The 23,573-nt window shown below is 65.6% G+C and carries 19 protein-coding genes, 1 tRNA gene and 4 pseudogenes; 19 read left to right on the top strand and 5 right to left on the bottom strand.

All coding sequences use genetic code 11. The features are described from left to right. Positions 1-125 precede the first annotated feature (125 nt). A complete protein-coding gene (locus NO889_RS04740; RefSeq protein ID WP_256411116.1) occupies positions 126-1,226 on the bottom strand; it encodes a TrmB family transcriptional regulator in 1,101 nt (366 codons plus the stop codon). A gap of 73 nt (positions 1,227-1,299) precedes the next feature. Further along, positions 1,300-2,787 (bottom strand): IMP dehydrogenase, encoded by a 1,488-nt coding sequence (gene guaB, locus NO889_RS04735; RefSeq protein ID WP_256411115.1) that lies wholly within the window; start codon positions 2,785-2,787, stop codon positions 1,300-1,302. Between the two features lie 342 nt (positions 2,788-3,129). Here guaB and NO889_RS16585 point away from each other — a divergent pair, with 342 nt between their 5' ends. From NO889_RS16585 to NO889_RS04715, 5 genes are all read left to right on the top strand, one after another. After that, a complete protein-coding gene (locus NO889_RS16585) occupies positions 3,130-3,333 on the top strand; it encodes a DUF8099 family protein (RefSeq protein ID WP_465261018.1) in 204 nt (67 codons plus the stop codon). After that, positions 3,334-4,329, top strand: a complete 996-nt coding sequence (locus tag NO889_RS04730; RefSeq protein WP_256411114.1) for a DUF5794 domain-containing protein — start codon at positions 3,334-3,336, stop codon at positions 4,327-4,329. Between the two features lie 77 nt (positions 4,330-4,406). Continuing rightward, on the top strand, positions 4,407-4,631 hold the full coding sequence (locus tag NO889_RS04725; protein WP_256411113.1) for a DUF5795 family protein: 225 nt from the start codon (positions 4,407-4,409) through the stop codon (positions 4,629-4,631). A gap of 81 nt (positions 4,632-4,712) precedes the next feature. Beyond that, positions 4,713-4,886 (top strand) — tRNA-Trp (locus NO889_RS04720). A 480-nt stretch (positions 4,887-5,366) separates the two neighbouring features. Further along, the gene (locus NO889_RS04715; RefSeq protein WP_256411112.1) at positions 5,367-5,534 is read left to right on the top strand and encodes a DUF1059 domain-containing protein; all 168 of its coding nucleotides are present in this window, start codon (positions 5,367-5,369) and stop codon (positions 5,532-5,534) included. 394 nt (positions 5,535-5,928) lie between these two features. Here the strand turns inward: NO889_RS04715 and NO889_RS04710 are convergent, their stop codons facing one another. Both NO889_RS04710 and NO889_RS04705 read right to left on the bottom strand, forming a co-directional pair. Further along, on the bottom strand, positions 5,929-6,129 hold the full coding sequence (locus NO889_RS04710; RefSeq protein ID WP_256411111.1) for a hypothetical protein: 201 nt from the start codon (positions 6,127-6,129) through the stop codon (positions 5,929-5,931). Positions 6,130-6,166: 37 nt separating this feature from the next. Then, positions 6,167-6,367, bottom strand: a pseudogene (locus NO889_RS04705) (IS5/IS1182 family transposase); the annotation flags it as partial. Positions 6,368-6,510: 143 nt separating this feature from the next. On the opposite strand from NO889_RS04705, the gene NO889_RS04700 reads away from it, so the two are divergent. The 6 genes from NO889_RS04700 (at position 6,511) to NO889_RS04675 (ending at position 10,881) form a co-directional block, all read left to right on the top strand. After that, a complete protein-coding gene (locus tag NO889_RS04700; protein WP_256411110.1) occupies positions 6,511-7,467 on the top strand; it encodes a methyl-accepting chemotaxis protein in 957 nt (318 codons plus the stop codon). Continuing rightward, positions 7,464-7,601 (top strand): chemotaxis protein CheW, encoded by a 138-nt coding sequence (locus NO889_RS04695; protein WP_256411109.1) that lies wholly within the window; start codon positions 7,464-7,466, stop codon positions 7,599-7,601. The genes NO889_RS04700 and NO889_RS04695 overlap by 4 nt, the downstream gene beginning before the upstream one ends. A 205-nt stretch (positions 7,602-7,806) precedes the next feature. Next, entirely contained in the window at positions 7,807-8,610 is an 804-nt protein-coding gene (locus NO889_RS04690) for a DUF7847 domain-containing protein (protein ID WP_256411108.1), read from the top strand. Positions 8,611-8,700: 90 nt separating this feature from the next. Then, positions 8,701-9,153 (top strand): ArsR/SmtB family transcription factor, encoded by a 453-nt coding sequence (locus NO889_RS04685; protein ID WP_256411107.1) that lies wholly within the window; start codon positions 8,701-8,703, stop codon positions 9,151-9,153. A 62-nt stretch (positions 9,154-9,215) separates the two neighbouring features. Continuing rightward, on the top strand, positions 9,216-10,055 hold the full coding sequence (locus NO889_RS04680; RefSeq protein WP_256411106.1) for a DUF7847 domain-containing protein: 840 nt from the start codon (positions 9,216-9,218) through the stop codon (positions 10,053-10,055). Between the two features lie 82 nt (positions 10,056-10,137). Further along, the gene (locus NO889_RS04675; RefSeq protein ID WP_256411105.1) at positions 10,138-10,881 is read left to right on the top strand and encodes a ThuA domain-containing protein; all 744 of its coding nucleotides are present in this window, start codon (positions 10,138-10,140) and stop codon (positions 10,879-10,881) included. Between the two features lie 55 nt (positions 10,882-10,936). Here NO889_RS04675 and NO889_RS04670 read toward each other — a convergent pair whose 3' ends face one another. Continuing rightward, a complete protein-coding gene (locus tag NO889_RS04670; RefSeq protein WP_256411103.1) occupies positions 10,937-11,605 on the bottom strand; it encodes a helix-turn-helix domain-containing protein in 669 nt (222 codons plus the stop codon). Positions 11,606-11,689: 84 nt separating this feature from the next. On the opposite strand from NO889_RS04670, the gene NO889_RS04665 reads away from it, so the two are divergent. The 8 genes and pseudogenes from NO889_RS04665 to NO889_RS04640 all read left to right on the top strand — a co-directional run bounded on the left by NO889_RS04665 (position 11,690) and on the right by NO889_RS04640 (position 23,559). Further along, entirely contained in the window at positions 11,690-13,345 is a 1,656-nt protein-coding gene (locus tag NO889_RS04665) for an NADH-quinone oxidoreductase subunit D (protein ID WP_256411102.1), read from the top strand. Between the two features lie 283 nt (positions 13,346-13,628). After that, on the top strand, positions 13,629-14,843 hold the full coding sequence (locus NO889_RS04660; protein WP_256411101.1) for a threonine synthase: 1,215 nt from the start codon (positions 13,629-13,631) through the stop codon (positions 14,841-14,843). A gap of 76 nt (positions 14,844-14,919) precedes the next feature. Continuing rightward, positions 14,920-16,428, top strand: a pseudogene (locus tag NO889_RS16580) (DNA gyrase subunit B); the annotation flags it as partial. Further along, positions 16,414-18,102: pseudogene (locus tag NO889_RS16575) on the top strand (helix-turn-helix domain-containing protein); the annotation flags it as partial. The pseudogenes NO889_RS16580 and NO889_RS16575, both read left to right, overlap by 15 nt. 6 nt (positions 18,103-18,108) lie before the next feature. Then, positions 18,109-18,528, top strand: a pseudogene (locus tag NO889_RS16420) (DNA topoisomerase IV subunit B); the annotation flags it as partial. Beyond that, the gene (gyrA, locus tag NO889_RS04650) at positions 18,525-21,026 is read left to right on the top strand and encodes a DNA gyrase subunit A (RefSeq protein ID WP_256411099.1); all 2,502 of its coding nucleotides are present in this window, start codon (positions 18,525-18,527) and stop codon (positions 21,024-21,026) included. The pseudogene NO889_RS16420 and the gene gyrA, both read left to right, overlap by 4 nt. A gap of 31 nt (positions 21,027-21,057) precedes the next feature. Continuing rightward, the gene (locus NO889_RS04645) at positions 21,058-21,432 is read left to right on the top strand and encodes a hypothetical protein (RefSeq protein WP_256411306.1); all 375 of its coding nucleotides are present in this window, start codon (positions 21,058-21,060) and stop codon (positions 21,430-21,432) included. Positions 21,433-21,546: 114 nt separating this feature from the next. After that, entirely contained in the window at positions 21,547-23,559 is a 2,013-nt protein-coding gene (locus NO889_RS04640; RefSeq protein WP_256411098.1) for an AMP-binding protein, read from the top strand. The last annotated feature ends 14 nt before the right edge of the window (positions 23,560-23,573 follow it).

Raw genomic sequence — 23,573 nt, 5'->3', positions numbered from 1 at the left:
GCTCACACGTTTCGTCTCGCCGCGGACTATATTAAAATACCTCTTCGATCCCGACCGAGAGACGAGAGCGCCGCGGGGAACGGGAGCCGCGGCCCGCCCGCGGGCCGCCGAAGTCTTCCTCCCGGTCACGCGTCGACGCCTCCGGGGATCGCCTCCTCCGGTCCGTCGTACCCCGTTACGGTGATGCGTCTCGCCTCGATGTCCTCGACGACCGCGCCCCAGCCGCCGACGGTCCACCGCCGGTCCTCGGTTGAGACCTCGACGGTCACCTGTCCGGCGAGCTGTCCGATCGGTATCTCGCCGTCGTTCCGCGGCTCGCCGGCGTACACCACGTCGGTGACCGTCCCGGAGACGGTGACGGCGTCGCCCGACCCGATCTCCGATCCCTCGACGGTGACGTGGACGTCGGCCCCCTCCGCGAAGAGGGGCTCGATGTCGCGGACGAACCGGCGGAGGTTGGCGTACACGAGCGGCGGGTCCTCCGGTCGCCCGTCGTAGACGACGTCCCACACCTCCCAGAGGCTGGTGTCGAAGTACCAGCGGAAGACGTACGTCAGAGAGAAGTCGCGAACGAGCACGCCGTACTCGTTGACGGACCGTCGGTGCGGGGCGAAACACGTGGTGGTCCGGTCCACGATGACCACGAACGGCGTCGGGAGCGTCCGATGGCGGACCTCCGTCGCGACGCCCTCGTACTCCGTCGGGAGCCCCTCCTCCCCGTCCGGGGTGTGGATCGACGCCTTCACGATCGCGCCGTTGTCGTGGGCGGCCGCCAGCGACTCCCGGAGCTCGTCGAAGTTCGCCGGCGTCACGGCCACCTGTACCTCCGTTTCGGCTCCGGCGATGGCCTCGCGTGCGTGCTCGAACACCGTGTCGAACCGGGTGACGATGTCGACGCGGTGATGCTCCAGGGCGGGAGCCTCCCAGCGCGTCTCGATCTCGTCTGCGGCCTCGGAGAAGGACTCCGAGCGTCGTCGCAGATCCGCGAGGACGGTGTCCGGTTCAGTCGTCCGGGCCCTCAGCGTGTCGCCGTCGTACGTCTCGACGTAGCCCTTCTCTTCGAGATCACGGAGGACGTCGTAGATCCGCGCGGCGGGGACGTTGCTGGTGTCCGCGAGTTCGGTCGCGCTCGCCGTACCGAGCCGAAGGAGCGCGGTGTACGCCTGCGACTGGTACTTCGAGAGGCCGGCGTCGCGCAACACCCGGCACAGCTCGGATGCGTCCATGTCTTCGTACACAGGCACGCGGGCATTAAGTCCAACGCGTGGCGGACGGTCCGGCGACCGTCGGACGGTCGACTCACTCTTGCGGGCTGTAGTTCGGTGCCTCGTCCGTGATCATCACGTCGTGGGGGTGTCCCTCGGTCTGGCCCGCGCTGGAGACGCGGACGAACCGGGCGGTCTCGTGGACGTCCGGGATCGTGTCCGCCCCGACGTACCCCATCCCCGAGCGCATGCCGCCGGTGAGTTGGTGGAGCTCCGAGGCGAGGGTTCCCTTGTACGGGGTCGCGGCCTCGACCCCCTCGGGGACGAACTCCTCGTCGCCGTCGTCGTCCTTGAGGTAGCGGTCGCCGCCGCCGGACTTCATCGCGCCGACCGAGCCCATTCCGCGGTACTGTTTGTATTTTTTCCCCTGCATCGTGATGACGCGTCCGGGGGCCTCCTCGGTGCCGGCGAAGTACGAGCCGAGCATGACCGCGTCCGCCCCGGCGGCGATCGCCTTGATCGCGTCGCCGGAGTAGCGGATCCCGCCGTCGGCGATGACCGGCACGTCGCGTTCGCTCGCCACGTCCGCGACCTCCGAGACGGCGGTGATCTGCGGCATCCCCGCGCCGCTGACGACGCGCGTGGTACAGATCGATCCCGGTCCGATCCCGACTTTGAGCCCGTCGGCGAAGTCGACGGCCGCCGAGGCGGCCTCCCGCGTGCCGACGTTGCCGACGACGACGTCCGCCTCGACGGTCTCCTTTATCGCCTCCGCGGACTCAAGGACGTTGAGGTTGTGCGCGTGCGCGCAGTCGATGAAGAGCACGTCGGCGTCGGCCTCGTCGGCGGCGACCGCGCGCTCCTCCTCGAAGGGCCCCACGGCCACGCCGACGAGCAGGCGGCCGTCCTCGTCGCGGGCGGCCTGTTCGTGTTCGCGCCGCTGGAGGACGCCCTGCATCGTGACGAGCCCGACCAGGTGGTCGCCGTCGTCGACGACGGGGACGCGCTCGATCTTGTGGTCGTACATCAGCTCGAGTGCCTCGCGGGCGTCGACCGACTCGGGGGCGGTGATCACTTCGTCGGTCATCGCCTCCCGGACCGCGTCCTCCTCGCCGACCTCGAGGTACGGGCGGATGTCCGTCCCGGAGATGATGCCGAGGACGACGTCGTCGTCGTCGACGACCGGCGCGCCGGAGACGCCCTCGCGCTCCATCAACCCGTCGGCCTCCCGCACCGTGTCGTCCGGTGAGACCGTGACGACGTTCTCGCGGCGGATGACGAGCTCGTGGGCGCGTTTGACGCGTTCGACCTCCGCGGCGGTTTCATCGACGGTCATGTTGCGGTGGAGGACCCCGAGGCCGCCCTCGCGGGCCATCGCGATCGCGAGATCGCTCTCGGTGACCGTGTCCATCGCCGCCGAGAGGACGGGAACGTTGATCTCGACGTTCCGCGAGACGCGCGAGGAGAGGTCGGCGTCGTCGGGCTCGACGTGGCTCTCCATCGGACGGAGCAGCACGTCGTCGAACGTCAGCGCTTCCGGAACGTCGAGTTTCGCCGAGAATCGATCGGAATCTGTCGCCATGTAAACCGTCGTGAGAGCGGAATGAAAAACGTTGCGAGTCAGCACGGATGTGGAGGTAATTCACACCCAAGCATGCCCGGTTGATCAGGATCGTGGATTGATCCGCTCGGCGATCCCGGTCGATCCGTCCCGTGCCCGCGGGGATCGTCGTCGTGGCCGATCCGGTGATAGACGGGATCTGGATCGTCTCTCATGATATCCGTTTACCGAAAATGATTCGAATTATTCTGACTATTATCTGAACATCGCTACCACTGTATATAAATGATGGTTTGGAAACTGTAGTGTAGTGCGATCAATCCTCACACAACGTTTAACCCAAACGCAACACATATTACGGGTATGGACTCCGACAGTCCCGTGAACGTGCGTATCGCCGGTCAGCCGACGCTCGAACTCGGCGCGCCCTTTACAGCCGGCAACACGCACCCCGTCTTTACACGGACTGGTCGGACTCAGGTCGGCTCCGATTCCGATGACCGGACCGGTTATCGGAGGTCGTCCGCTTCCCGCCGCCTGTCCCACGGTCACGGGCATCATCCCTGAATGAGCGTCTCACGTCACCCCGTCGCGCTCCGCCTGGAGCGACAGGTGGGCGGCGCGACGAAGCTGCTCGCGACCGTGATGGCGCTGCCGCTCGTCGACGGGATCTTCCCGGCGCTCGTGGTTGCCGGCGTGATGGGATCGGCGGCGGGCGTCGTCGAGACGGGAATCCTCATCTTCGGCGGTTCCGCGACGATCGCCGTGATCCTCGCGGAGATGGACGGCAGCCGCAGGGAGATGGTGACCTCGGTGCTGCTCATCGGCGCGGTCATCGTACCGGTCGCCGCGATCGAAGCCGCCTTCGCCCCCACGCTCCGCGGGTTCCTGGAACTCGCCATCTTCGAGCGGTTCGCCGGACTCGTGATCCTGTCCATCGCCGCGAAGACCGCAAGCGCCGAGTTCGGCGAGTACCTCCCGAGCCCCGCCGTCATCATCGGGTTGGGTCTCGTCGCGAGCTTCGATCCGAGCGGGTTCGCCGTCGAGACGTCGACGGAGTACGTCGTGAACGGCACCGCGGCCGCCGCCATCGGCGTCGGCTTCGCGCTCTCGGTCGCGCTGATGTCCCCGCACCTGCGCGGCCGCGTCGACATCGACCGGTTCCGGTTCGGGTCGGCCGTCGCGCTCGGCGTGCTCGCGCTTCCCATCCTGTTGCGGCCGTTCGGGCTGATGCAGACGGAGGCCCCCATCGCGCTGGCGGTGCTCGGCGTCACCGCGCTGTTCGCGTACGACCCGGACGCCGAGGGACTCGGAGCCGTCGGCACTGGTAACGCCCCCAACGAGGATTCATCGGACGAGCCAGCCGACGGGACGACTGACGGACGCGACGACGCCGACGGCGATTCCGAAGCGGAGTCCGCCGGTCCGACGTCGCCGGGTCCGGCGGACGCGCCGAACGGTCCCGTCGACGACGTGGCGGTGACCGCGACCGGCGACGACGGGGACGGCGAGGACCCCTCGAACCCGTTCACCGAGGACGACTCCCGCGCGCCGTGGCTGTAGCCCATCCGGGCCTCCACGTGGGCCGTGTCGTCGACCGGCTTGACGGGTTTTAGGTAGCTCCGTCGCGTACGTCGGGTATGTCAAATCGCGTGGTGCAGGGGCGGATGGTGACGCCGGAGACGCTCGCGGAACTGGTGGAGGGCGAGTCGGTCCTCGAGGCCGAGGACATCGCCGACGCCGACCGGGAGTGTCCCGACTGCGGCGGCGACGTCATCAGCGTCGGGTACATGCCGAGCGTCACCGAGTTCGTGACGGGATACAAGTGCCAGGAGTGCGACTGGTCAGACGACGACCGGGAGTGAGACGAGGGGCGTCGCGTCTACCGATCGCGTCGGATCGAAACCCCTTTATCCGTGTTTCGGCAACGTTCGATCGCAGACGGCGGGGCTGTGGCCAAGCCAGGCATGGCGACTGACTCCAGAGGCCACGCCCGGGACGACGCTCCAGACTGATATACCGAGCGGGCGACTGATCATCGCCCGCGTTGACGACCCTCTGGAGTTCCGAGGCGTACCGGAGATATCAGTCGATCGGGGGTTCAAATCCCTCCGGCCCCATCTTCCTTCGAAACGCTCGGTAATTGGCAGTAAAGGCACTGTTGTTTATGTTCCCAATCTTACTTGTAGTGAGATTTCATTCGATCAGGGGATGATGACACGCGCCCTATTACGATTTGAAGAGATGATGTCCAGTAAAAGTGGTCCGAGGTAATCCCCTTCAATGCGTTGAATCTTGTCATTCTAAATGCGCCGAGAGCTAAACAACACAGGGACAAAAGTACAAATGTTAGGTTCTGTTGAAATCCTCAATCGGTGATATATTCTTGGAGACTTGCTGAATACAGAGGCTGAAGTCAGCACGACGACTTCGCTTACTTCCCGCCAAATCGGATGAACCACCCATTCGTTGAACGTACCGACCTGTCGCGAGTACGCCAATTGTCGTTGGGGTTGTGGAGTCGGCCCGGTAGCACGTGCGTATATTCCATTAGAGGGTGAATACCAATAACGCGGTAACACATACCTTACCGTTGGACTATGCAGAGACTTGAGTGCCCCGTAGACGGATGTAGCGCGACCATTGAAGCTGAGACTGAACAAGAGGTCATGGCTCAAGCCGAAGAGCACGCGAACAGTTCACACCCCGAACTCGAACTGGACGACGAGACCGTCGAAACCATTAGATCAAGTATTATAGAGGTCTAAGGGTAGGGACTGTATTGATCGAAGTATTGGCCGATCCGACCAGTTGGCTTTCACAGAACACCTGTACGAGATACGCGCTCTGTATTCAGCAGCCAGTTCCTATCAGCATCTGTGGATTTCAACAGAGCCATTATAGGTTATCTAAATACTGTTTCCTCGTTTTTGCTCGCTCTCCCTCACTTCGACTGTCGTAACGTTCTCCAGTACGTCCACACTCACGTTGGCTCGTTCGCTGATCTTCTCTCCCGGCCAGTCACGGTTCAGATGGTACGTGATAGCCGCCCGTCGAACCGGGTGAGGGCCGCGGCTGGACGGACACTTGGATGCGTCCTTCTTGCGTATGGCCGCATCACACTCCTCAATGTCTCGATCATGCAGGCAGTTGCCGATGACTTTACATGGACGGGTAATCGCGTAGAAGTTCTTTCGGAGGGTTGAGGGTGATCCGGCCGTAACTTGTAGTGATCAGAGGCTCGCGCCCGTAGTCGTCAGTCACGTTCTGGCGCGGAGCCTCAATGTAGTCGTCTAACACCTCCGCAGCTTGGTCGTCGATATTGACGACACGCTCCGTCTCTTTGCGGAGGCAGTCTGTCATACTGAATCAGCGAAAGTAGCTGTTATTCTGTCGAAGAACGGGGCATCTCAATGCGTTCGTCGAGAAGTTTCGATACGTCGTGTCCTTTCGGACCTCGAGACACAGGAGAACGATGTACCGATGGAGCGTGTAGCCTGGTTTCGAGAATTTCGAGTAGTATCGAGCCACGGCACGGTGCGCTAACTGAGATGCTCCCTCGACAAAACCGGAGCGATCGTGTCTTTGGGAGGGTCTGTATTCGATTACACTACCGACAAAACGTTAGCTTTTCAAGAAATACAACGGATCTGATGGAAGAATGTACGAAAATTGGGCGATAAAATTATACGGACTGATAGCCAGACCTATGCGCTTAACACTAACACACACATCGAATGAACTATGCCGTCAAAGACTCGACAAGATGGCACCGTCGGACGAGAGCGCTCCGATTCTCACGGGGTTGTAATCCAACAGACTGAGTTAGAAAGAATACACACGTCCACGCAGGAGCTGGTTTCCACCGCCGAACAGATAGCAGAAAGCACTGATGAGATTAATGGCGTCGCTGCCGAGCAGGCCGACAACATGGCGGAAGTCACTGAGGAGATCTCAGAACTCAGTGCCACGGTCGAAGAGATCGCTTCCAGTGCGGACGAGGTGAGCGCAAAAAGCCGAAAGGCACGGGAACTCACCGTTGAGAGCCAGCAAGCCGCCAATGAGGCGATCGACGCGATGGACATCGTCGGCGAGACTGCCGCCGAGATCGCAGCGGACGTCTCCACGCTTCGTGATCATGTCGATGACATCGACAACGTGGTGTCCGTCATTCAAAACATCGCCGATCAGACGAATCTGCTCGCGCTCAACGCCTCGATCGAGGGGGCACGCGCTGGTGAGGCTGGTGACGGATTCGCCGTCGTCGCTGAAGAGATCAAAGCTCTCGCCGAGCAAACGCAGGAACAGACCGTCGACATCGAAGAGATGGCTTCGCGAATCAAATCGAACACCGATCAGACCGCCGAGAGCATCGGCGAAGCGCAGGAACGGATCAACGACGGAACCGGCAAAGTCGACACGGCGCTTGAGAGTCTGAATGAGATCGGCGATGCCGTACGAGAGGTTAACGAGGGAATCGAGGAAGTCGCGGACGCGACCGACCAGCAGGCGGCGAGCACCGAAGAGGTGGCGGCAGTGACGGAGCAGGTCAACGATCGCGCGAGGGAAATGCAGGGAGAAATAGACGAGTTGGCCGCTGCAAACGAAGAACAGACCGCCGAAATCAGTGAGGTCGTAAACGTCATTGAATCTCTTGGCAAGGAGCGTGAAGCGGACGGCCGAACCGAGGAGCGCCAATGAGCAAAGACACCACCTCGCTCCTCACCTTCGATCTCGACGACGAGTACTGTGTCGAGATCGATTACGTTGCCGAGATCGTCGACGAACGAACGGTCACGTCGATCCCCGACACCGACACTCGCGTGAAAGGATGATCAGGGTCGACGCGAACGCCACGCTCAGCGTCGATATCGAGGCGGCGAACGAACTCGGCTGGCAGTCCGACGCGCGGGTCGTCGACGGGTCGCTCGTCGGGCACCGCGTCGATCGAAAGGGGATCGCACGGCCGTTCGAGACGATCAAATCCGAGTTTGATGCTACGTCCGAGCTAATACGTGATGGCCGTTATCCGGAGGTACGATGGTCACGGTCTCCGCATTCGAAGACGGATTCACCGCCCTCCGAGCGAATCCGGTCCTGTTCGTCACCGGTCTCGTCGTCGGGATCGGAAGCCAGCTCCAATACGCGGATCAGCTGATCGAATCTTCGCTTCTCTCGGCGGTCGTGTCGCTCGCCTGGCTGATCGCCTTTCCGTTCGTTCTCGGTGGCTTCATCGGAACCGCCCGAGCCGCGATCGACGGAGGGGACCCGTCGCTCGCTCACTTCTTCGGCACGGCACGAACGCATTACGTCCGGCTTCTACTCGGGACCGTGGTGTTCGTACTGCTCGTCTTCGGCACGGCCGTCGGATTCGCACTCGTCGGGTTCGTCCTCGGCGTCGCGTCGGCCGCACTCGTGGCCGTTCACGAGACGGCCGCCCTAGCGATGGGTGCCGTGTCGCTGCTCGTCTGGCTGGCTGGCGTTCTCGGCGTCGTCACGTTCGTCCAGTTTTACGAGGCCGCGATCGTCATCGAACACCGAAGCGTCGTCGAGTCCTTCCAGAGAAGCGTCGAACTCGTCCGCTCGAATCTCGGGAGCGTCGTCGGGTTCTCGCTCGTCTGGCTCGTTTCATTCAACGCCGTCTTGCTGCCCGAGTACCTGCTCCAAGCCACGTTGACGGACGCAGGGCCCGCTGACGTGGTACCGATCGAGATTCCGACGCGTGTTCTGCTTCCGGTCGGTGTCGCCCTGTCCGCGGTCGGCTTCGCGTACCTCTATGCGGTGTACACGGCCTACTACCTGCGACTGATCGCCATCTCGTCTACCACTCCGGAATCGACATGAGGTTTCACCAACAACTACATGTCGTGACTCCGAACGGCAACCGATCGGATCAGATCCCCGCAAGGAGCCCACGGAGAACCTGAGAGACCCATGGCACGACTCCTCCCCACACAGACGGACGCGACCGTCGAACGAAGCGATACGCCCGCCGTACTGAGTCTCGACGACGAAGCGACGAGGGACGTGATCGAGGCGTTGTCCTCCGAGACCGCCTACGAGATCTTCCGGCTACTCAACGAGACGCCGGCGACGCCGTCACGGATCGCTGACCGACTCGATCAGAGCATTCAGAACGTCCACTACCACTTGGAGAACCTCGAAGCGGCCGGCGTGATCGAAGTCACGGACACGTGTTATTCGGAGAAGGGCCGTGAGATGAGCGTGTTCGTCGTTTCGGAGGACCCGACGCTGCTCTTTTTGGGCACCGAGGACGACCGGCCGGGACTCAAGCGCGCGTTCAAGTCGTTCGCGTCGCTGCTCGGTCCCCCGTCGATCCTGCTCGCGGCCGGCGAAGCGATCTCGCGGTTCGTCACGCCCGAATGAGCGATTCCACCGACGCATCGGGCCGAAGCACTTCTCGCGTTCGAGACGCGAGCGTGTGTGACGTGGCACCGACGATCAAGGCACGGGACGACGTCGACGGATGCGGGTGTCTCGAGTGCCGAAACGTCGAGACGACGACCATCGATCGGACCGTCCTCGACGCGCTCGTCTGGTCCGCTCGCCTGTTTCGGTCCTACCCGTCGATCGTCGCGTTCGCGGGCGTGATCGTCGTCACCGAGCGGCTTCTCGAAACGGGGGCACTCGCCGCGCTCCCGACGCCCGCGGTCGGGGCAGTCGAGGCCGTGACGGCGTTTGCGTTCGTCGTCTCGATTCGCGCCTACGTGGCAACGATCGTCGCCGGGGAGCTGACCGGCGACTCCGTCGCGATGCGCGAGGGGCTACGTCGAAGCGTCGCTCGAACGCCGGCGTTAGTCGGCGTCCTTCTTCTCGTCGTCCTCTCGGTGATGACGGTTCCGTCCGTGGTGGCCGTTCCGCTCGTTCTTCTCGTCGGTGCTATGCCGGCCACGCCGGTAGAGACGGTCGGTTTTCCCGTCGTTGCGGCGGTCGGTGGGACCGTGTTCGCCGTGCCGTTTTTCTTCCTCTTGTTCAAGTTCTGGTTCGCGCCCGAGGCGTGCGTCATCGGGCGGTACGGCCCTCTCGAGTCACTGCGAGTGAGCTGGCGTATCACCACGAACTACCGCGGGAAGTTCCTGCTCGTCGCCGTGATCGCTGCCGGAAACGCGATCGGCTTTTACCTGTCGGCAGTTCTCCCGGAACTAGGGACGGGGCTGGCCGTGGTACATCCCGTGTTGGGCGTGATCTCCTCGAGCGTGGGTGAACTGCTCTCCGTCGTGTGGGCGAGCGCGTACGCGCACGTCTACGTCCAGGGGATCGTTTCATGACCCGAGGACCCTCCCAGCTGACGGAACGGTACGGGCCTCCCGAGATACCAGCCTACAAGTCCGTTCGGACGGGAAAATCCGTATGGTACGCGTCACGGTCTGGAACGAGTTCCGTCACGAGCGCGAGAGCGACGACGTCGCCGACGTCTATCCCGACGGGATCCACGAAGTACTCGCAGACGTGTTCGAGGGGGGCGGCTACGACGTTCGAACCGCCACCCTCGATGCGGGACCGGACCACGGGCTCACGGAGGACGTCCTCGCGGACACGGACGTGCTCACGTGGTGGGGTCACGCCGCCCACGACGAGGTGCGCGACGAGGTCGTCGACCGCGTCCACGAGCGCGTGCTCGACGGGATGGGCCTCCTCGTGCTCCACTCCGCGCACTACTCGAAGATATTCAAGCGGCTGATGGGTACGAGCTGTTCGCTCAAGTGGCGCGAGGCCGCCGAGACGGAGCGGCTGTGGACGGTCGAGCCCGGCCATCCGATCGCGGAGGGAATAGACGAGTTCATCGAACTCGAGGAGACGGAGATGTACGGCGAGCGGTTCGACGTGCCCCGACCCGACTCGCTCGTGTTCACCTCCTGGTTCGCGGGCGGCGAGGTGTTCCGCTCCGGCTGCTGTTACCGGCGCGGGAACGGCCGGGTGTTCTACTTCCGACCGGGCCACGAGACGTACCCGATCTACTACGACGAGGACGTCCGGCAGGTGCTCCGGAACGCGGTCGAGTGGGCGGCCCCGGGCGACGGGCCGACGCCCGAGTTCGGGAACGCCGACCCGATCGAGGAGATCGACACGAGCGACGACCGCACGATCCACTGATCGGGGAGCGCGACCCGCCCTCTCCCGCTCGTCGGTTCGGCCGCAGACGGCCGTCTCACGACACCTCGCGTAACTCCATGAAGGCGGCCATCACGGCCGACTCGGCCTTCCGCAGGTGTTCGGAGGCGGTGCTCGGCGCGGCGTCGATCCGTTCGGCCACGTCCTCCACGGTCGCCTCCCGAGGCGAGTCGTAGTATCCGATATCCACGGCGGCCGCGAGCGCGTCGAACTGCCGGTCGGTCAGCGCCGGATCGAAGACCGCCTGTCGCCAGTCGTACTCGCCGACCCGGAGCACCGTCGTCTCGATCGGATCCGGAAGCTCCCCCAGCGCCTCCCGGAGCGGACCGGCGTTGCCGACCATCGTCAGGCGGGCGACCCCGTCCGGGCGGAAGTCGATCGGCGGGACGACCACGACGCCGGTCCGCTGGAGCGGGTCGAAGGTCGCGTCGTCGACCGGGTCGCGTCGCTGCGTGAGAAGGACGTAGTGTCCCGTCTCGTCGATCCGGGTGACCTCGAACTCCCGGATCCGGTCGACCGCCCGGAGCGCCTCTGTGTACACGTCGATGTCCCCCTCGACGTAGAACAGGAAGGTGTCGTTCGGCTCGCCGAACACCGTCCCGTGGACGAGGACATCGCGCTCGACCGCCTCGGACTCGTCCACGAGCCGGTGCATCGGATGCGTGAGATCCGGCGGGTACCGGAGTTCGACCCGGAGGTACTTCACGCCGGGCAGTGTCGACCGGCGGTTTATAAATTCCCGTACTCATCCGGCAGAAGCTCCGGGTGCTCCGGACACGTCGGTCCACACATGTCGATCGACGCGACGAGCGAGGCGGTCGAAGTCGACGCGGAGCCCGACCCGTTCTCGACGCTCGAGGGGCTGATCGTCGAACGCGAGACGCATCTGAACGCGCCCGCCGTCCGAATACGACCGGATTCGGTCCAAGAGACGCTCTCGACGCTCAAGTCGGAGGCGGGCTACGACCACCTGTCGCTCGTCACGGCCCAGGAGTACGAGAACCGGTACGAGACGATCTACCACCTCCGTTCGTTCGACGATCCGACCCGGGAGGTCAGCGTGGTCGTGCCCGCGGACAAGGACGAGCCGGTCTCGGAGTCGGGCGAGGCGGTCTTCCGGACGGCGGACTGGCACGAGCGGGAGGCGTACGACCTGATCGGGATCGAGTACGACGACCACCCCGACCTCCGGCGGATCCTGTTGCCCGAGACGTGGCAGGGTCATCCCCTGTCTCTGGACTACGACGAGGACCGCCCGCAGATCGTCTCGCTCTCGGAAACCGAGCCCGTCGAACCGGGATCGTCGACGGCGACCGGGAGCGACACGATGTTCCTCAACGTCGGGCCGCACCACCCGGCGACCCACGGCGTCCTCCACCTCCAGGTCACCCTCGACGGGGAGGACGTGGTCGACGTGGAGCCGGACGTCGGCTACATCCACCGGTGTGAAGAGCAGATGGCCCAGTCGGGCACCTACCGCCACCAGATCATGCCGTACCCCGACCGCTGGGACTGGGGCGGCGGCGGCCTGCTCAACGAGTGGGCGTACGCGCGGGCGGCCGAGGACCTCGCGGACATCGCGGTTCCCGAGTACGCACAGGTGGTCCGGACGATGAGCGCGGAGTTCAGCCGGATCCTCTCGCACATGCTGGCGATGGGCGCGTACGCGCTCGACGTGATCGGCGACTTCACCGCGACGTTCATGTACGCCATTCAGGAGCGCGAGCGCGTCCAGGAGATCCTCGAGGACCTGACGGGCCAGCGGCTGATGTTCAACTACTTCCGGCTCGGCGGGGTCGTCTGGGACCTGCCCGAGCCCCGCGGGGAGTTCCTCTCGACGGTCCGCGAGTACCTCGACGGCCTCCCGCGTCGACTGGAGGAGTACCACGACCTCCTCACCCGCAACGAGATCCTCCAGCTGCGGACGATCGACACGGGGATCCTCCCGCCCGAGGTCGCGAAGGAGTACGGCTGTACCGGCCCCGTGCTCCGCGGGTCGGGCGTCGACTACGACCTGCGTCGCGACGATCCATATGGGTACTACGACGAGCTCGACTGGGACGTGGTGACCGAGGACGGCTGTGACAACTACTCGCGACTGCTCGTCCGGATGCGGGAAGTGGAGGAGTCCGCGAAGATCATCGAGCAGTGCGTCGACCTGCTCGAAGAGTGGCCCGAGGACGAACGCGACGTCCAGGCCAACGTCCCGCGCACGCTGCGTCCCGACGACGACGCCGAGATCTACCGCGCGGTCGAGGCCGCCAAGGGCGAACTCGGCATCTACATGCGCGCGGACGGCACCGACAAACCCGCCCGCTTCAAGATCCGCGGTCCCTCCTTCTCGAACCTCCAGGCGCTCCCCGAGATGGCCAACGGCGAGGCGATCCCGGACCTGATCGCCTCGCTGGGAAGCCTGGACACGATCATGGGGGAAGTCGATCGGTGAGGAGACGGGCCGCCCTCGACGAGCCGTCGGCTGGCGACTGTAGGGCGACCGCCGCTACGGTGCGGACGTTGAAAGGTGACCGCCTCGCGCGAACGCGAGACGACCAGCGGTGTCACGCACCGGCGGCCGGTCACGTGGATCTCGTCCGCGGTCACGCATAAACCCTCGTTCGCGCCGGCGGCGTCTCCACCGCGCGTTTCGAACGGCGGAGCGAGCGGGTTCGGGCCCGACGCGTCGACGGCGGAACGAAAACGCATACCTAACCGGCGGTCCCAGAGCCGCCATGTCCGTCTCCTTGAGCTGTCACCGCTGTGAAACCCGATACGACGACGACACCCGCGTCCGGTGTGACTGCGGGGAACCGCTCTGGATCGACGCGGAGACGACCTCGTTCGCGTGGGACGACTGCGGGAACCGATCCGGAATGTGGCGGTACGAGGCGGCGTTACCGATCGATCGACCGGACGGCGTCGCACGGGCCGCGGGGGGCACGCCGCTCGTCAGAAGCCCCGGACTCGACGACGTCGCCGGCGGTCGGGTGTTCATCAAGGACGAGGGCGAAAATCCGACCGGATCGTACAAGGACCGCGGGAGCGCCGTGGCGGTTCCTCGGACGATCGCGGCCGGCGACGACGTCGTCGGAACGGTCTCGTACGGGAACATGGCGATCAGCACCGCCGCCCACGCGACGAGCCTCGACCGGGAGTGTATCGTGTTCGTTCCCGAGGACATCTCGCCGGTGCGACTGGAACTCATCGCCCAGTACGAGCCGACCGTCGTACGGGTCGGCGGCGAGTACGGCGCGCTGTACGAGGACGCGCTCGAACTGTCCGACCGGCTCCCGATCACCGCCCTCGTGAGCGACGATCCGGCCCGCATCAGCGGGTACAAGACCGCACTGTTCGAGATCTGCGAGTCGTTCGCCCCCGAGACGCCCGACGTGATCGCGCTGCCGGCGAGCTCCGGCGGCTTCGCCTCGGGCGTCTGGCTCGGAATTCGGGAGCTCGAGCGCGCGGGGCTGATAGACGAGCCGCCGCGCCTGTGTCTCGTCCAGACCGCCGCCTCCGACCCGATAACGCGGGCGTTCGAGGACGGCTCGACGGATCCGACGCCCATGTCATCCGACGAGACCGGCGAGACGATCGCCCGCTCGATCGGCAACCCGGACCCGCCGAGCGGCGCTCGTGCGCTCTCCGCGGTCCGCGACACGGACGGGGCAGTCGTCTCGGTCACCGACGACGAGATACGCGCCGCACAGCGTAGGTTCGCCGTCGAGGGGGGATTCTGCGTCGAACCGGCGTCCGCGACGACGCTGGCGGGCGTCTCGCGCCTCGCGGATCGCGGTGAGATCTCCGCAGCGGAGTCGATCGTTCTCGTCCCGACCGGAACGGGCTTCAAGGAGTTGGGGACCGGCGAGACCGACGTCGCGACCGAGACGGTTCACAGGACGGACCTCGCGGACCGTCTCGAGTCGTTGCTTCCGCCGCGGGGCGAGTGACCGTCGTTAACTGGTCGTACGCCCGCGCGCGTGCGTCGGGTTTATAACCCGGCACGGACTATTCCCGTCAAGTTCTATGCCAGAGGAGACCGAATACGGAGCCGGCCAGATTCAGGTCCTCGAGGGCCTTCAGGCCGTCCGAAAGCGTCCGGCGATGTACGTCGGGTCCACGGACGGACGCGGGCTCCACCATCTCGTCTACGAAGTCGTCGACAACGCCATCGACGAGGCGCTCGCGGGGTACTGTGAGGAGATCGACGTGGCGGTCCACGAGGACGGCTCCGTGAGCGTCCGGGACGACGGTCGCGGCATCCCCGTCGACACCCACGAGAAGTACGACCGGCCGGCGCTCGAGGTCATCATGACCGTCCTCCACGCCGGCGGGAAGTTCGACTCGAAGTCCTACCAGGTCTCCGGCGGGCTCCACGGCGTCGGCGTCAGCGTCGTCAACGCGCTCTCCGAGCGCCTGGAGGTCGAGGTGAAACGCGACGGCGGCGTCTACAGACACGAGTTCGAGCGGGGCGAGCCCGAGCCCGACGGGTTCGAACGCGTCCGGGATCTGGACTCGGCGGAGGGGACCGGCACCTACATTCGGTTTTGGCCCGACGAGGATATCTTCGAGACGACCGACTTCGAGTTCTCCACGCTCTCCAACCGGCTCCGCGAGCTCGCCTTCCTCAACTCCGGGGTGGCGATCACGCTGGCGGACGAACGCGACGGGAACCGCGAGACGTTCCGGTACGACGGCGGAATCCGCGAGTTCGTCGGCTACCTCAACGAGACGCGTACGCCGATCCACGACGACGTGATCTACTTCGAGGACGAGGAGGACGGCGTCCACGTCGAGGTCGCGATGCAGGCGACCGAGGAGCTTCAGGGCTCCGTCCACGCGTTCGCGAACAACATCAACACCCGCGAGGGCGGCACCCACCTCACCGGGTTCAAGACGGCGCTCACCCGCGTCGTCAACGACTACGCGAACGAACACGGGCTCGTCGACGACCTCGACGCCAACCTCAAGGGCGAGGACGTCCGCGAGGGGCTCACCGCCGTCATCTCGATCAAACACCCCGACCCGCAGTTCGAGGGGCAGACGAAGACGAAGCTCGGCAACAGCGAGGTCCGCGGCGTCGTCGAGTCGGCGACCCACGCGAAGCTCGGCACCTTCCTCGAAGAGAACCCCGACACCGCCCGCAAGATCGTCCACAAGGCCGCGGAGGCCGCCAGGGCGCGGAAGGCCGCGAAGAAGGCCGAGGAGCTGACCCGCCGGAAGTCCGCGCTGGAGTCGACCGCGCTGCCCGGCAAGCTCGCGGACTGTCAGACCCGCGACCCCGCGGAGGCGGAGCTGTTCGTGGTGGAGGGCGACAGCGCCGGCGGTAGCGCCAAGCAGGGCCGCAACCGAGAGAACCAGGCGATCCTCCCGCTCAAGGGCAAGATCCTCAACGTCGAGAAGCACCGGCTCGACCGCATCCTCGAGAACGACGAGATCCGCGCGCTGATCACCGCGATCGGCGCGGGGATCGGCGAGGAGTTCGACATCGAGGACGTCCGGTACAACAAGATCATCCTGATGAGCGTCGACGGCGAAGAACACGGATTCGTTCGCGACGCTGACGGAAACACACGGTTCGTGGAGATCGGAGAGTTCGTCGATCGCGTGGTTGAGGCCGACGGAAGCGGCTACGAGGGCTACGAGGTCCTCTGTTTCGGGAGGGACGACGATCGGACGAAATTCCGACCGATCGATCAGGTCATCCGGCACGAGATCGACGAGCCGCTGTACGAGATCGAGACCGCCTACGGACGGAATCTGAAAGTCACCGCCTCACACAGCGTGTTCGTCCACCGGGACGACGGGATCGAGCTCGCGAGAGGCGACGAGATCGGCGTCGGCGACCGGGTAGTCGCACCCCGGTCCGTTCCGCTTTCCGGAGACCGTGACGGAGAGGAGATCGATCTTCTCGCGGAGCTCGTCGAACGATCCGACGAGTTCGACTCCGAACTGTTCGCGCGCGGTCCCGGGATCGAGGAACTGTTCAAACGGCGCGTTCGGGAGGAGTACGCGACGGACGGCGGAGCCGTGGCCCGGGCCGAACCGCGAGTCGAGGCTCCCGAACCGGTTCGAACGACCCTTCGCGAACGGCGGGAGGAGACCGGCCTCACTCAACAGGACGTCTGTGACGCGATCGGGATCTCCCAGCCCATCACGGTGTCGCAGTGGGAGCGGGGGAACTCGCGTCCGACCGTCTCGAACTTCCAGGCGTACTGTGACGCCGTCGGCGTGTCGGCATCCGCCGCGATGGAAAACGTGTCCGTCACGGACTCGCTCCTCGATCAGCGCTGGAACGACCTGTACGAGGGCGCACAAGCGAATCGCGTCCGCGATTACGTCCGAGTGAGCGACCTCACCATGGACGACCTCGACGAGATACCCGACGACGCGACCGTACGACTGACGCCGCGACACCACGCGGATCACGGTGTCGATCGGTACGTCCAACTCGACGAGACCCTCTTCGAGTTGCTCGGTATCTACGCGGCGGACGGGTCGAGTTCACCGCGGAACGGCGTCCGACTCGCGATAGGTGCGAACAACGAGTCGCTGGCCGAGAGGTATCAGGACGCGTTCGATCACGTGTTCGGTATCTCGGCGAAGCGGATTCGGAACCACGATCGCGTCGACGAGGTAAAAATCGTCAATCGCGTTGCGGCCGTCGTCTGGGAACACGTGTTCGGATTCGACGGTTCCCGAGCGAGCGAGAAAACGATCCCAGACCTCGTCTTCGACGTTTCGTCGGACTGCCAGCAGGCGTTCCTCCGCGGCTATCTCCACGGAGACGGGACGGTTAACGAAGAGCGGATCGCGTGGTCGACGACCTCGCGTCACCTCGCCAGCGGAGTGATGTACCTGCTCTCCGCGCAGGGCGTGGTGGCGTCCCACTCGAAGACGAATGTTGATGATCTGGAATGCGGGTACAAAACAAACTCGGCTAGACACACGGTCACGGTGTCGGCACGGTCGGATCTCGCGAAGATACGAGACGTCTGGGAGCCGCACCGAAACGGCGACCGTCTGCGCTCGAAGGTCGAGACCGGGTGGGACAACCACGGAACGCGGAAGTACCGTGGCATATCCGAGGACCTCGTCGGACTGACGGTGAGGCGGGTCGAAGAAGTGGAACCGTCCGGACGGTACGTATACGACTTCTCCGTCGAAACCGACGAGAACTTCATTGCGGGGATGGGCGGACTGTGCGCCCACAATACCGACGCCGACGTCGACGGAGCCCACATCAGAACGCTTCTCTTGACCCTGCTCTACCGACACATGAAACCGCTTCTGGAGGCCGGCTACGTGTACGCGGCCCAGCCGCCGCTGTACCGCGTGCGCTACCGCGGTGAGACGTACGACGCGATGACGGAGGCCGAGCGCGACCGAATAATCGAGGAGGAGTGCGACGGGAACCCGACGCAGGTCCAGCGGTTCAAGGGGCTCGGCGAGATGAACCCCGACCAGCTGTGGGAGACGACGATGAACCCGGAGAACCGTCGGCTCAAGCGCATCAACGTCGACGACGCGGCCGCGGCCGACCGGATGTTCAACGTCCTGATGGGCGACGCGGTCGAGCCGCGAAAGCAGTTCATCAAGGAGCACGCGACCGAGGCGGAGTGGGTGGACATATGAGCTCGGACGTCCCCGACGTCGACCCGAGCGACGTCCGCGCCGCGCAGGTGACGAACGCCCGCATCGAGGACGAGATGGAGCAGTCGTACATCGACTACGCGATGTCGGTCATCGCGGGCCGCGCGCTCCCGGACGTCCGCGACGGGCTCAAGCCCGTCCACCGGCGCATCCTCTACGCGATGCACGAGGCGGGCGTCACGAGCAACTCCGCACACCGAAAGTCCTCCTCCATCGTCGGCGAGACGATGGGTGACTACCACCCGCACGGCGACAGCGCCATCTACGACACGCTCGCGCGGATGGCCCAGGACTTCTCGATGCGGTACCCGCTCGTGGACGGCCAGGGGAACTTCGGCTCCGTCGACGGCGACCCGCCCGCGGCGATGCGGTACACGGAGGCGCGGATGGCCCCCATCGCCGAGGAACTCCTCGCCGACATCGAGCGCGACACGGTCGATTTCACTCCAAACTACGACGACCGACTCGAGGAGCCGGCGGTGTTGCCCTCGGCGGTGCCGCACCTGCTCGTCAACGGCTCGTCGGGTATCGCCGTCGGGATGTCGACGAACGTCCCGCCGCACAACCTCGGCGAGGTGATAGACGCCACCGTCGAACTCATCGAGGACCCCGACGCCACCGTCGAGGACCTGATGGAACACGTGAAGGGGCCGGACTTCCCGACCGGCGCGAACATCGTCGGCCGCAACGCGGTCCACAAAGCGTACAAGACGGGTCGTGGCCGGATCCGGGTCCGCGCCGAGTTCGAGGTCGACGAGGCGGAGGGGCGGATCGTTATCTCGGAGCTGCCCTTCCAGCAGAACAAGTCCCGGCTCGTCGAGCGGATCGCCGAGGACGTCAACGAGGGCGCGATCGAGGGGATCCGCGACCTCCGCGACGAGTCCGACCGCGACGGGATCCGGGTCGTCGTCGAGCTCAAGCGGGACGCGATGGCGGAGGTCGTCAAGAACCAGCTGTTGGAGCGCCACCTCGAGCGGACGTTCGGCGTGATCAACCTCGCGTTGGTCGACGGCTCGCCGCAGGTCCTGGACCTGAAGGAGACGCTCGAACACTACGTCGAGCACCGCCGCGAGGTGGTCCGCCGACGCTCCGAACACGAGCTCGACGAGCGGGAGGACCGCGCGCACATCCTCGAGGGACGGTTGAAGGCGCTCGAGAACGTCGACAGCGTGGTCGAGACGATCCAGGACTCCGAGGACCGCGACGCCGCGAGGGCGGCGCTCGAGGCGAAGTACGACTTCTCGGAGCCGCAGGCCGAACACATCGTCCGGATGCAGCTCGGGTCGCTGACCTCGATGGAGACGCAGGAGATCGAGTCGGAGTACGCGGACGTGACCGCGCGGATCGAGCGGCTGGAGACGATCCTCGAGGATCCCGACGAGCTCGACTCGGTGATAATCGAGGAGCTCGAGGAGATGAAAGCGGAGTACGGCGACGAGCGTCGCACGAGCTTCATCGAGGACACGGGATCGGTCACGCACGAGGACCTGATCCCGGAAGAGGAGTGTATCGTCGTCATGAGCGAGGACGACTACATCAAGCGGATGCCCCTCGAGACGTTCAGGGCGCAGAACCGGGGCGGGAAGGGGATCATCGGCGCGGACCTCAAGGAGGGCGACCGCGTCTCCTCGGTGTTCGCGGCCAACTCCCACGACTACCTGCTCGTGTTCACCAACCACGGGCAGATCTACCGGCTGAAGACCTACGAGATCCCGGAGATGTCCCGGACCGCCCGCGGGAAGTCCGCGGTCAACCTCCTCGATCTCGACGACGACGAGGAGATCGAGGCGGTCGTGAACACCGGCGACCTCGACGACGACGAGTTCCTCACGATGGTCACGCGCGACGGGTACATCAAGCGGACCGCCGTCGACGAGTTCGGCAACATCCGGTCGACCGGGATCCGGGCGATCCGGCTGGAGGACGGCGACGAGCTCGTCGACGTCGAGGTGACCGACGGTGACACCGACATCGTCATCGGGAGCCGTGACGGGATGGCGATCCGATTCGACGAGGACGACGTCCGACCCATGGGTCGGACCGCCCGCGGCGTGATCGGGATCGACTTACGGGAGGGCGACCGCGTCGCCGGCGTGGCCGCGGTTGACGCCGACTACCACAACTGGGTACTCACCGTGACCGAGAACGGCTACGGGAAGCGCTCGGACCTCGACGAGTACCGACCGCAGTCGCGCAACGGGATGGGACTCGTCGACATCAAGACGGGGGATCGAAACGGCAGCGTGGTCGCCATCGAGGCGGTGACGTACGGCGATCACCTGATCGCGATGAGCGCGGACGGCCAGATCATGCGGACCCGCGTCGAGGAGATCTCGACGGTGAGCCGGAACACGATGGGCGTCATCGTGATGGACCTCGAACCCGACGACGAGGTCGCCTCGGTGGACATCGTCCCCGAGACGGCGTACGCCGACGAGGGAACGGGCGGGGACGCGAGCGGTGACGCTCCCGGCGAGTAGTCCCGTGCCGACGAGTCGAGCCGCGATGCTTATCGACCGCCGTCGACTCCTCGCCGCGGCGGGGGCGGGCGCGTTCGCCGGCTGTCTCGGCTCGGGCGGGGACGAGCCGGGTCGCCTCGATCTCACGGTTCGTAACGGCGGCGAGGAGCCGGTCGACGTGGCGGTGGTCGTACGCGGCGACGACGGGACGACCTACGCGGAGGAGTCCGACCGGATCGGCTCCGGCGTCGCCCGCGCGTTCGAGGCGACGGTCGCGGCGGCGGGCCGCCACGAGGTCGCCGCCACGGGCGACGACTGGGAGGGGCGACTCGCGTGGGACGCCGGGGTCTGTGCCGCCTTCGACGGGACGGTCGTCGTCGACGACGGGACCGTCGAGGTCGCCGGCGAGTGCCTCGACCTCCGGTAGCCGCGTCGCCTCCATCCCGCCGGATCGGCCGCCGCGAGCCGGGGCGGACCTCCCTCGCCGACGACGAACCTTCAGGAAAGTTACTTACTGTCCCCGCGGGAACGGTCGGTCGAGATGGACGAGCACGAGGCGACATTCGAGGTGGTCCACGAGCCCGATCCCGCGTTCGCGGAGTCGACGAACGTCGCCGCGTTCATGCGGGAGTACGGGATCGACGACTACGAGGAGCTGATCGCGCGTACCACCTCGTCCGTCGACGGGGAGCCCGAGTCGGGCGTCGACTGGTTCTGGGACGAGGTCGTCGACTACCTCGGGATCGATTTCTACACCGACTACGACGCGGTCCGAAACGACGAGAACGGCCCGCAGTTCACGGAGTGGTACCCCGGCGGGGAGATCAACGTCGCACACGACGTCGTCGACCGCCACGCCGCCGTCGACTCGCCGAACCGGAACCGCGTCGCGCTGATCTGGGAGGGCGAGCCCGGCGACGTGCGGGAGGTCACCTTTCACGAGCTCCGTCGAGAGAGCAACCGCGTCGCCAACTACCTCCAGTCCGTCGGGGTGGGGACCGGCGACACGGTCGGGCTGTACATGCCGATGGTTCCGGAGGTCGTCTCGATCCTCTACGGCTGTCTGAAGGTCGGCGCGATCGCCGTCCCGATCTTCTCGGGGTTCGGGCGGGAGGCGACCGCGACCCGGATCGACGACGCCGAGCCGACGGTGCTCTTCACCGGCGACGGCTTCCGCCGCCGCGGGAGCGAGGTTCGGCTGAAGGCGACCGCGGACGCCGCGATCGCCGACGCGGGCCACGTCGAGAACGTGGTCGTCTACGACCGGCTCGGTGCGACTCCCGACGGGGACGCGGACGAGTCGGCCCCGTGGACCGACGGACGGGACGCGACGTGGTCGGACGCGATCGGTCCGTGTTCGTCCGACTACGAGACGAAACGGCTCCCCTCGAACGCGGAGTCGATGCTCCTCTACTCGTCCGGGACGACCGGGACGCCGAAGGGGATCGTCCACACCCACGCCGGCGTCCTCGTTCAGTGCGCCAAGGAGATCCACTTCGGCTTCGATCGGAAGCCGGCGGACCGGTTCTTCTGGGTCGCCGACATCGGCTGGATGATGGGTCCCTGGACGCTGATCGGCAACCACGCCTTCGGCGGCACGGTGTTCATGTACGAGGGCGCGCCCGACCACCCCGAGCCGGATCGATACTGGGAGCTGATCGACCGCCACGGCATCACCCAGTTCGGCGTCTCGCCGACCGCGATCCGGGCGCTGCGAAAGCACGGGGACGGGTGGGTCGAGGGCCACGACCTCTCGAGTCTCCGGATCTTGGGTTCCACCGGCGAACCGTGGGACCCCGAGTCGTGGACGTGGTTCTACGAGGAAGTCGGGGGCGGCGAGTGCCCGATCGTCAACATCTCGGGCGGCACGGAGATCTGCGGCTGCTTTCTGATGCCCATGCCGAACCAGCCGCTGAAGCCGTGCACCCTCGGCGGACCCGGACTCGGGATGGCCGTCGATATCGTCGACGAGGCGGGCGAGTCGGTGATGGAGAACCACGAACGGGGATACCTCGTCGCACGCGACTCGTGTCCCTCGATGACGAGGAGTCTCTGGTCGGGCGACGAGCGCTACCTCGAGGAGTACTGGTCGACGTGGCCCGACCTCTGGGACCACGGCGACTTCGCCCAGAAGGACGCGGACGGCTTCTGGTTCCTCCACGGCCGCGCCGACGACGCGCTCAACGTCGCCGGACGAAAGGTCGGCCCGGCCGAGATCGAGGGGGTGTTGATCGACCACGACGCGGTCAATCAGGCGGCCGCGGTCGGCGTCCCCGACGGGACGACGGGGACCGCGGTCGTCGCCTACGTCGTCTTGGAGCCCGGCGTCGAGCCGACGGAGACGCTCCGCGAGGAGCTGCGGGATCTCGTCGGCGCGGAACACGGCAAGCCGTTCCGGCCGCGCGAGGTGCTCTTCGTCGACGCGTTCCCGAAGACGCAGTCGGGGAAGGTCATCCGTCGGGCCATCTCCGCCGTCCACCGCGGCGACGACCCCGGCGACCTCTCGTCGATGGAGAACCCCGAGGCGCTCGAGGGGCTTCGAGATCCGGAGTGAGCGTCGGAGATCGA

The organism is Halorubrum rubrum (genome assembly GCF_024494685.1).
In the GTDB taxonomy this organism is placed as follows: Archaea; Halobacteriota; Halobacteria; order Halobacteriales; family Haloferacaceae; genus Halorubrum; species Halorubrum rubrum.
Note: the sequence above shows the minus strand (reverse complement) of the source record. Positions and strands in the feature narration are given on the sequence as shown.